At 69.5% G+C, this 8,984-nt stretch carries 10 protein-coding genes; 8 read left to right on the top strand and 2 right to left on the bottom strand.

Annotation, left to right across the window (positions count from 1 at the left end):
• Positions 1 to 239 precede the first annotated feature (239 nt).
• The 7 genes from KM176_RS09695 (at position 240) to KM176_RS09665 (ending at position 7,049) form a co-directional block, all read left to right on the top strand.
• Entirely contained in the window at positions 240 to 1,967 is a 1,728-nt protein-coding gene (locus KM176_RS09695; RefSeq protein WP_160895898.1) for a type I secretion system permease/ATPase, read from the top strand.
• Complete coding sequence (locus KM176_RS09690) at positions 1,964 to 3,253, top strand: HlyD family type I secretion periplasmic adaptor subunit (protein WP_160895899.1); 1,290 nt, start codon at positions 1,964 to 1,966, stop codon at positions 3,251 to 3,253. The genes KM176_RS09695 and KM176_RS09690 overlap by 4 nt, the downstream gene beginning before the upstream one ends.
• 168 nt (positions 3,254 to 3,421) lie before the next feature.
• The gene (locus tag KM176_RS09685) at positions 3,422 to 3,886 is read left to right on the top strand and encodes a RidA family protein (RefSeq protein ID WP_160895900.1); all 465 of its coding nucleotides are present in this window, start codon (positions 3,422 to 3,424) and stop codon (positions 3,884 to 3,886) included.
• Position 3,887: 1 nt separating this feature from the next.
• A complete protein-coding gene (locus KM176_RS09680; protein WP_160895901.1) occupies positions 3,888 to 4,655 on the top strand; it encodes a glycerophosphodiester phosphodiesterase family protein in 768 nt (255 codons plus the stop codon).
• 32 nt (positions 4,656 to 4,687) lie between these two features.
• Positions 4,688 to 5,893 carry a GNAT family N-acetyltransferase gene (locus tag KM176_RS09675; protein WP_160895902.1) on the top strand — a complete coding sequence of 402 codons (1,206 nt, stop codon included), beginning with the start codon at positions 4,688 to 4,690 and terminating at the stop codon, positions 5,891 to 5,893.
• Entirely contained in the window at positions 5,890 to 6,186 is a 297-nt protein-coding gene (locus KM176_RS09670) for a 4a-hydroxytetrahydrobiopterin dehydratase (protein ID WP_160895903.1), read from the top strand. Before KM176_RS09675 ends, KM176_RS09670 begins: the two co-directional genes overlap by 4 nt.
• A complete protein-coding gene (locus KM176_RS09665) occupies positions 6,183 to 7,049 on the top strand; it encodes a mechanosensitive ion channel family protein (RefSeq protein ID WP_160895904.1) in 867 nt (288 codons plus the stop codon). Before KM176_RS09670 ends, KM176_RS09665 begins: the two co-directional genes overlap by 4 nt.
• A gap of 27 nt (positions 7,050 to 7,076) precedes the next feature.
• Here the strand turns inward: KM176_RS09665 and KM176_RS09660 are convergent, their stop codons facing one another.
• Positions 7,077 to 7,673 carry a GntR family transcriptional regulator gene (locus KM176_RS09660; RefSeq protein WP_202397961.1) on the bottom strand — a complete coding sequence of 199 codons (597 nt, stop codon included), beginning with the start codon at positions 7,671 to 7,673 and terminating at the stop codon, positions 7,077 to 7,079.
• Positions 7,674 to 7,828: 155 nt separating this feature from the next.
• On the opposite strand from KM176_RS09660, the gene KM176_RS09655 reads away from it, so the two are divergent.
• Positions 7,829 to 8,386, top strand: coding sequence for a protein-tyrosine phosphatase family protein (locus KM176_RS09655; protein ID WP_160895905.1), 558 nt, complete (start codon positions 7,829 to 7,831; stop codon positions 8,384 to 8,386).
• Between the two features lie 36 nt (positions 8,387 to 8,422).
• Here the strand turns inward: KM176_RS09655 and KM176_RS09650 are convergent, their stop codons facing one another.
• The gene (locus tag KM176_RS09650) at positions 8,423 to 8,911 is read right to left on the bottom strand and encodes a peroxiredoxin (protein WP_160895906.1); all 489 of its coding nucleotides are present in this window, start codon (positions 8,909 to 8,911) and stop codon (positions 8,423 to 8,425) included.
• Between the last annotated feature and the right edge of the window lie 73 nt (positions 8,912 to 8,984).

Below are 8,984 nucleotides of genomic sequence, written 5' to 3'. Positions count from 1 at the left end.
CAGGAGATCGCGAAGCTGTTATGTAATCCTTAAACGGTAATCCGGCATAGGTGAACCCAAGCGTAGTGCGCATTTGCAGCATACGACCGTAGGGCGGCGCCGTGAAACGGCACCGCGCAGCGGCGGAACCGCCGCCATTTCACACCAATTGCCGGAGCCGGAAAAGTCCGCCCTCCCGGTCCTGGGCCCCCTTCCGGCGGGAAACCGCCCGGCGGGGCCGGAATTCGCTGGGGGGATCCTTGAAGGAGCCAGCCGTTCTTCGCGGGCTAGCCGAACTGCGCGCCGTCCAGCGCGAGGGGCGTCCGCTGCTTTGGGGGGCCGCGGTCTTTTCGCTGGTCTGCAACCTGCTGATGCTGACCGGACCGCTTTACATGATGCTGGTCTACGACCGGGTGCTGCCCGCGCGCTCGCCCGAGACGCTGGTGGCGCTGACCGGGCTGGCGGCCTTCCTGTTCCTGACCATGGGGGTGCTCGACATCTTCCGGGGCTGGCTGCTGTCGCGGCTGGGGGCGCATGTGCAGTCCCGGCTGGACGGGCGGGTCTACGATGCCGCCCTGCGCCGCGCGGCACAGAAGGGCGATCCGCTGGCCGACAGCGCGCTTCCGGACCTGGAAGCGATCCGGGCCCTGCTGGGATCGCCGGTGCCGGCGGCGCTGTTCGACCTGCCCTGGACCCCGATTTTCCTGGCCGGCATCGCCGTCTTCCACCCCTGGCTGGGGCTGCTGGCCCTCGCCGGGGGCGCGCTGCTGGTGGGCGTGGCCGCGCTGAACCAGCGCGCCGGGCGCGGGCCGCAGGGGGCCGCCCTGCTGGCCCAGCAGGCCGCCCAGGCCCAGGCCGACCGCATCCGCGCCGAGGCCGGGCTGGTGCGCGCCATGGGCATGGGCGCCGCGGTCCGGCGGCGCTGGCACCAGGACCGCGACCGGGCGCTGGCCGCGCAGCTGCTGGCCTCGGACCGGACCTCGGGGTTTTCCGCGCTGTCGCGGACGCTGCGGCTGATGCTGCAATCGGCGATGCTGGGCCTCGGCGCCTTCCTGGCCCTGTCGGGGCAGATGTCCGCCGGTTCGATGATCGCGGGCTCGGTCCTGCTGGGGCGCGCGCTGATGCCGGTCGAGGTGCTGGTGGCGCAATGGCCGCTGCTGCGCCGCGCCGCCCGGGGCCGCGCCAACCTGGCCCGCCTGCTGGGCGAAACGCCCTTGCCCGCCCCGCGCACCGCCCTGCCCCGCCCCGAAGCCCGCCTGGAGGTCCAGCAGGCCAGCGTGCTGCCGCCCGGCGCCGAAAGCCCGGCGCTGCGGCTGCTCAGCTTCACCCTGTCGCCCGGCCAGGCGATCGGCGTGATCGGCCCCTCGGGGGCGGGCAAGACCACGCTGGCGCGCGCGCTGACCTCGGCCTGGCCCTGTGCCGGCGGCCGCATCCGCCTGGGGGGCGCCACGCTGGAACAATACCCGGAGGAAGAGCTGGGCCGGCTGATCGGCTACCTGCCCCAGCGGGTCGAGATCTTCGATGGCACCCTGGCCGAGAACATCGCCCGCCTGGAAGCCCATCCCGACCCCGAAAAGGTTGTCGCCGCCGCCCGCAAGGCCGATGCCCACGAGATGATCCTGAAGATGCCCCAGGGCTACGACACCCGGGTCACGGCACGCGGCGGGCAGCTTTCGGGCGGGCAGATCCAGCGCATCGGCCTGGCCCGCGCCATGTACGGCGACCCGGTCCTGCTGGTGCTGGACGAGCCCAACTCGAACCTCGACAATGAGGGCAGCGAGGCGCTGAACCGCGCCATCGTCGGGCTGAAGCAGGCCGGCGGCGCGGTGCTGATCATGGCCCACCGCCCGGCGGCGATCCGCGAATGCGACCTGCTGCTGATGCTGGAAAACGGCAGCCGCGCCGCCTTCGGCCCCCGCGACGAGGTGCTGCGCAAGGTGGTGCGCAATCACGACAGCATCCTGAAATCCGCCGGAGGCGTGCGATGATCTACCTGCGTGCCGCCCGCCTGCCCCTGGCCCTCGGCCTGCTCTGCGTGGCGCTGCTGATCGGCGGCCTCGGCGGCTGGGCCGCCACCACCCGCATCGCCGGCGCCGTCATCGCCCCCGGTCGCATCGAGGTGGAGCGCAACCGCCTGGTGCTGCAGCATCCCGACGGCGGCACCGTCCTGGCGGTCCTGGTCGAGGAAGGCCAGCAGGTCAGCGCCGGCCAGCTGCTGCTGCGCCTCGACCCGCAGGAGCTGCGCGCCTCCCTCGCGGTCAGCGCGGCCCAGTGGTCCGAGGCGATGGCCCGCCGCGCCCGCCTCGAGGCCGAGCGCGACGACCTGCCCGCCCCCCGTTTCGATGCCACCCTGACCGACAGTGCCGATCCCGCGGTCACAGAGCTGATCGACGGCCAGCGCCGGCTTTTCACCGCCCGCCACGAGGCCCGCGCCCAGGCGCGCGAACAGCTGCGCCGCCGGATAGGCCAGATCCGCGCCCAGATCGACGGCATCACCGCCCAGCAGACCGCGCTTGAAACCCAGGCCGAGCTGACCCGCCAGCAGCACGAAACCCAGGCGGCGCTGCTCGACAAGGGGCTCTCGCAGCTCGCGAGGGTTCTGGAACTGCGCCGCGAGGCCGCCCGCCTGACCGGCCTGATGGGAGATCTCGACGCCCGCCGCGCCGAGGCCCTCGGCAAGATCACCGAGACCGAGATCGAGATCCTGCGCCAGCAGACCACCGACCGGGAAGACGCCATCGCAGAGCTGCGCGACCTGCGCGTCCAGGAACTCGAAGCCTCCGAGAAGACGCGCGTCCTGCGCGACCGGATCGCCCGGCTCGACATCACCGCCCCCGGCCCCGGCACGATCCACGGGCTGCGGGTCTTCTCGCCCGGCGCGGTGCTGCGTGCCGCCGAACCGGTGCTCTATCTCGTGCCCTCGGACCGCCCGCTGGTGATCACCGCAAGGATCGACCCGCTGCAGATCGACGCGCTGCACCTGGGCCAGGACGTGCGGCTGCGCTTCCCCGCCTTCGACCAGCGCAGCACGCCCGAACTCGACGGTACGCTCGCCACCCTCTCCGCCGATGCCTTCACCGACGAGGCCACCGGGATCAGCTATTACCGCGCCGAAATCCGCCTGGCCGAGGATGCCGCCAGCCACCTCCCAGAGGGCGACACGCTGATCCCCGGCATGCCGGTCGAGGCCTTCATCCGCACCGCCGACCGCAGCCCGCTGGAATTCGTCACCAGACCCTTCACCGATTACTTCACCCGTGCCTTCCGGGGCTGATCGCTTCATCTTTCCGCAAATATGTCGGGGGAGTCCCCGCAGGGGACGGGGGCAGAGCCCCCCCGCCACGCCCGGCCCCGCAATCCCGCCCCGGCACTTTCCCCGGTTGCATTCCCGCGACCAGCGGCTAGCGTCGCCCCGACCCAACCCGTTCCTACCGGAGGCCCCATGAGTACCGACATCGAAACCCGCCTCGCCGCGCTCGGCATCACCCTTCCCGTCGCCGCCGCCCCGGCCGCCAACTACGTGCCCTTCGTGCGCTCCGGGAACCTCGTGCATGTCTCCGGCCAGATCAGCCAGGATGCCAACGGACTGGTCACCGGCAAGCTTGGCGACACGCTCGACACCGAGGCCGGCGCCGCCGCCGCCAAGCTCTGCGCGATCTCCCTGCTGGCGCAGGTCAAGGCCGCCTGCGACGGTGATCTGGGCAAGCTCAAGCGGGTGGTGAAGCTGACCGGCTTCGTCAATTCCACCGGCGATTTCGCCGACCAGCCGAAGGTCATCAACGGCGCCTCCGACTTCTTCGTCGAGGCCCTGGGCGATGCCGGGCGCCACGCCCGCTCCGCCGTCTCTGCCGCCTCGCTGCCCTTCAATGTCGCGGTCGAGATCGAAGGCCTGTTCGAGGTCGAATGAGATGACGCGTCCGCCCCTGCCGCCGGTCTTCCGGACCGCCCCGATCGCCCATCGCGCCCTGCATGATCGCGATGCGGGCCGGCCCGAGAACAGCCCGGAGGCGGTGGCGGCCGCAATCGCCGCCGGCTACGGGATCGAGATCGACCTCCAGCTGACCTCCGATGGCGAGGCCGTGGTCTTTCACGACGACACGCTGGAGCGCCTGACCGGCCAGTCCGGCCCCGTCGGCGCCCGCTCCCTTGCGCAGTTGCAGCAGATCCCGCTGACCGGCGGCGCCACCGGCATCCCGAGCTTTGCGCAGATCCTGGCCCAGGTTGCCGGTCGCGCCCCCCTGCTGGTCGAGATCAAGGACCAGAGCGCCGGGGCCGGCATCGGCCCGCTGGAAGCCGCCGCCGCCCGCGCGGTGGCGGGCTACGAGGGCCCGCTGGCCTTCATGTCCTTCAATCCCGATGCCGTGGCCGAGATCGCCCGCCTCTGCCCGACCCTGCCGCGCGGCCTGACCACCTGGTCCTGGGAGGGGCCGGAATGCGCGGGCATGGATCCCGCGCACTTGGCGCATCTGCGCGCCATCGCCGATTTCGACCGCACCGGCGCCAGCTTCATCAGCCACGAGGCCGCCGATCTGTCGCGCCCGCAGGTCGCCGCGCTGAAGGCCGCCGGCGTGCCGGTGCTGTGCTGGACCATCCGTTCCGCGCAGGCCGAGGCCGAGGCCCGCCGCCTTGCCGACAATGTGACCTTCGAAGGCTACCCCGCCGCCCTTCCCGCTTGATCCCGGGACGGGCCACCCCAGATGATGGCCTGATGACCAACCCCTCCTCCGCCCCCGAGATCGAGATCCGCACCCTTTCCTCGCTGCACGACCTGCCGGCGGCGGACTGGGATGCCTGCGCCTGCCCCGAGGCCGCCGACGGCGGCCCGCCGCTGGATCCCTTCACCACCTGGCGTTTCCTCGCGGCGCTGGAGGACAGCGGATCGGTCGGGCCGCGCACCGGCTGGGAGCCGCATCACCTCGCGGCCTACAGGGGCGAAGAGCTGATCGCGGTCGCGCCGCTTTACGCGAAAAGCCACAGCCAGGGCGAATACATCTTCGATTTCAACTGGGCCCATGCCTACGAGAACGCCGGCGGCGACTACTATCCGAAGCTCCAGATCGCGGTGCCCTTCACGCCCGCGACCGGGCGGCGCTTTCTGGTGAAGCCCGGCCACGAGGCCGAGGGGATGGCCGCGCTGGTGCAGGGCGCGGTGCAGCTGGCCGCGAACAACGGCCTCTCGGGCGTGCACGCCACCTTCTGCACCGAGGCCGAGGCCCTCGCCGGCGAACGCATGGGGCTGATGCGGCGCAGCTCCAGCCAGTTCCACTGGCTGAACGAGGGCTACGCGGATTTCGATGCCTTCCTGGCCACGCTGTCCTCGCGCAAGCGCAAGAACATCCGCAAGGAACGCGCCCAGGCCCAGGCCTTCGGCGGGACCATCGTGGCGCTGACGGGGGACGATCTGCGGCCCGAACACTGGGATGCCTTCTGGCGCTTCTACCAGGACACCGGCAGCCGCAAATGGGGATCGCCCTATCTGACACGGGCCTTCTTCGACCAGCTGCAGGAGAGCCTGCGCGACGACGTGCTGCTGGCGCTGGCGCTGAACGGGGACGGCACGCCCATCGCCGGGGCGCTGAACTTCATCGGTCGGGAAACGCTTTTCGGCCGCTACTGGGGCTGCACCGAACATCACCCCTGCCTGCATTTCGAACTGTGCTACTATCAGGCCATCGACTTTGCCATCGCCAGAAGGCTGGCCCGCGTCGAAGCCGGCGCCCAGGGCGAACACAAGCTGGCGCGCGGCTACCTGCCCAGCTACACCCATTCGCTCCACTGGGTCGCGGATCCCGGATTCCGGAAGGCCATCCAGAGCTTTCTCGATGCCGAGGCCCGCGCCGTGGATGAAGACATCGAGGTGCTCACCGCCTACGGACCGTTCCGGCGGGGCACCCATCAGGAGGAACAGGAATGACAGAGCTTCTCAGCCCGTCCGTCCGGGAAACCCTTTTCGAGCCGCTCTACGCGACCGGCTGGACCTATGACGCAGAGACCGATGTCCTGCAGAAGGACTTTACCTTCCAGGATTTCACCGAGGCCTTCGCCTTCATGACCCGCGCCGCCATGTGGGCGGAAAAGTGGGATCACCACCCCGACTGGAGCAATTGCTACAATCGCGTTACGGTTGCGCTTACGACCCATGACATGGGTGGCGTCACCTCTCTTGACGCGAAACTTGCAAGAAAAATGGACCAGTTGCTTACATGAACCTCGAAACGATCCTGCACACCGAGATCTGGAACGGAAAATCGCTGGGGGATCTGCTGACCCTCGATTTCCTGGCCTCCCTGCTGGGCAACGTGGTGGGGGCGGTGCTGATCCTGGCGATCGGCTTCTTCCTGGCCGGCTGGGCCAAGCGCCGGGTTCTGGGCCTGGCGCGCAGCCACCAGCGCCTTGACGACACGCTGTTCGAATTCCTCGGCTCGATCCTCAGCTATGCGATCATCGGCTTCTCGGTGCTCTTCGTGCTGAACACCTTCGGGGTGCAGACGACCTCGGTCGTGGCGGTGATCGGTGCCGCCGGCCTGGCCATCGGCCTGGCGCTGCAGGGCACGCTGTCCAACGTCGCCGCCGGGGTGATGATCATCTTCTTCCGGCCGATCAAGATCGGCGATTTCGTCGTGGTCAACGGCCAGACCGGCACCGTGAAGAACATCTCGCTGAACTATACCGAGCTGGCGAACCTGCAGAACGTGCAGATCATCATCCCGAATTCCCAGGTCTGGGGCAACACGATCACCAACTACTCGATCAACCAGACCCGCCGCGTGCAATGGGTCTTCGGGGTCGGCTACGGCGCCAACCTGAAGCTGGCCGAGGACACGATCCTGAACACGATCATGGCCGATCCCCGCGCCCTGAGCGAACCTGCCCCCTTCATCCAGGTCAGCAACCTGGGCGATTTCTCGGTCGATTTCACGGTGCGGGTCTGGTGCAGCAACGCCGATGCCTGGGGCTTCCAGACCGATTGCACCCGCCGCGTGAAAGAGGCGCTGGATGCCGCCGGGATCGAGATCCCCTTCCCCACGCGCACCCTGCACCATCTGAACGACAGCAGCGACGCCGCCTGAACGGCCCCCACAAGGACCGTGGCCGCCTCAGGCGGCCACGCGCACCAGGATCCGCAGCAGGTCCGCAGCCGAGCTCTCGGCCCCGAGCGCCTCGATCAGGCCGGCCCCCAGCTTCGGATGCAGGCTGACCGAGGGCGCATCGGCGCCCTGGAAGGCCCAGCGGATATGGCGCAGCCAGGCAGCCCGCAGCGCCGTGGCGACGATATCGTCCGCCACCAGCCCCGAGGTCGCATCCATCATCCCCGACATGGCCGCGTAAAGCGCATGCAGGTCGCAGTCATCGCCGCGCAGCGCCTGGCGGGCATAGATCAGCCGGGCGTGGCACAGCTGCGGCACCGGCCCGTCCAGCGGGCAGGCCGCCGCCGCATCCAGCAGCGCCCGGAAGGCGGTCTCGTCCTGGGTGCGCCGTTCCGGCAGCAGCGGCGTGACGATCGTCCCCACCCCCGAGCGCGTCTCGACCAGCCGTTCATAGGCCAGCATCTGAAGCACCTGCCGGACCGGCGTGCGCGACACGCCGAATTCCGTTGCCAGCTGCCCCTCGTGCAGCAGCATGATGTCATCGCCCCGGGTCAGGCAGATACGCTCACGGATTGTGGCCGCAATCTCGTTGCTGTTCTTTCTCATGCACCCCTCGTCAGGCCCCCTGAACGGGCCCCTGATCTGGCCCCCTGATCTGGCCTGAAATGTGGTTAACACCACCCTAGGGAGATGTATACATACCCGACGCCTCGTCGAGCGGCGCGCAACATCGCATGGTGAAATTCCGCAGGAGCCCGCGCATGAGTGACACAAATGCCAGCAGCGCCAGCCTGTTCCGCGCCCTCGTGCCGATGCCCGGGGCCGGCCAGGTGGCCATGTCGGGCTTTCCGGGGCTGCAAAGCGGCATAGATGGGCAGGCCTATATCGACCCGCTCTGCCTGGAAGACACCCTGGCCGACATCCGCGCGACCGGCGCGCCGCTGCTGATCCTGCTGGTCGAGAGCGAGGAACTGCCCGAGGCGGCGCTGCCGCTGCTGCGGGCTGCCCTGGCCCCCCGGGGGATCGCCCTGCACCACCTGCCGATTGCCGATTTCCAGGCGCCGGGGCCGGCCTTCATGGCCTGCTGGCGCGCCCTGTCCCCGCAGCTGCACGCGCTGCTGGACCGTGGCGGCAGCTTCGCGCTGTCCTGCCAGTACGGCGCCGGGCGCAGCGGGCTGGTCTGCGCCATGCTGATGATGGAGCGCGGCCTGGACGCGCCCCGCGCCATCGCCGAGGTGCGCGCCCGCTTCCACGAGGCCGTGGAAAGCGAGGCCCAGGTGCAGTGGCTGGAAGCCTATGCGCCCGCGCCCCGCCGCTGATCCCGGCCCCCGGAGCCCCGGGCGCCGGGCCTGCGATCAGATCGCTTCCAGCAGGGTCTCGCCTGCCGACATCTCGCAGACGCCGGGGTTTTCCTCCAGGTTGAAGACCTTGACCACGCCGTCCTCGGCATAAAGCGCATAGCGCTTGGAGCGGTCGGCAAAGCCGATCGCGGGGGCTGAGAAGTTCATGCCGATGGCCTTGGTGAAGTCGCTGGAGGCATCGGCCAGGAAGGTCAGGCCCGCCGCGCCGGCGCCGGTGTCCTTGGACCAGGCATCCATCACGAAGGGGTCGTTGACCGAGACACAGATCACCTCGTCCACGCCCTTGGCCTTGAAGGCATCGATGGTGCGCATGAAGCTGGGCACATGCGCGGTCGAGCAGGTGCCGGTGAAGGCGCCGGGCAGGCCGAAGATCACGACCTTGCGGCCGGCGGTCTTGTCTTTCATGGAAACGGGCTTGGGGCCTTCGGCGGTCAGCGTGACCAGCGTGGCGTCGGGAAGGGTATCGCCGGTTGAGAGAGTCATGTCGCGAAATCCTGTCGTTGAATTGCGTTTGCCGTGGGTTGGACTATAGCTGTCGCGCGGCAGGGAGCCAGAC

This window comes from Pseudooceanicola endophyticus (genome assembly GCF_018760365.1).
Classification (GTDB): Bacteria; Pseudomonadota; Alphaproteobacteria; order Rhodobacterales; family Rhodobacteraceae; genus Pseudooceanicola; species Pseudooceanicola endophyticus.
Note: the sequence above shows the minus strand (reverse complement) of the source record. Positions and strands in the feature narration are given on the sequence as shown.

Bases quoted from the DNA above. Each gene is read 5' to 3' on its own strand.
- KM176_RS09690 (WP_160895899.1), top strand. From the start codon at position 1,964: ATGATCTACCTGCGTGCCGCCCGCCTGCCCCTGGCCCTCGGCCTGCTC.
- KM176_RS09685 (WP_160895900.1), top strand. From the start codon at position 3,422: ATGAGTACCGACATCGAAACCCGCCTCGCCGCGCTCGGCATCACCCTT.
- KM176_RS09680 (WP_160895901.1), top strand. From the start codon at position 3,888: ATGACGCGTCCGCCCCTGCCGCCGGTCTTCCGGACCGCCCCGATCGCC.
- KM176_RS09675 (WP_160895902.1), top strand. From the start codon at position 4,688: ATGACCAACCCCTCCTCCGCCCCCGAGATCGAGATCCGCACCCTTTCC.
- KM176_RS09670 (WP_160895903.1), top strand. From the start codon at position 5,890: ATGACAGAGCTTCTCAGCCCGTCCGTCCGGGAAACCCTTTTCGAGCCG.
- KM176_RS09665 (WP_160895904.1), top strand. From the start codon at position 6,183: ATGAACCTCGAAACGATCCTGCACACCGAGATCTGGAACGGAAAATCG.
- KM176_RS09660 (WP_202397961.1), bottom strand. From the start codon at position 7,673: ATGAGAAAGAACAGCAACGAGATTGCGGCCACAATCCGTGAGCGTATC.
- KM176_RS09655 (WP_160895905.1), top strand. From the start codon at position 7,829: ATGAGTGACACAAATGCCAGCAGCGCCAGCCTGTTCCGCGCCCTCGTG.
- KM176_RS09650 (WP_160895906.1), bottom strand. From the start codon at position 8,911: ATGACTCTCTCAACCGGCGATACCCTTCCCGACGCCACGCTGGTCACG.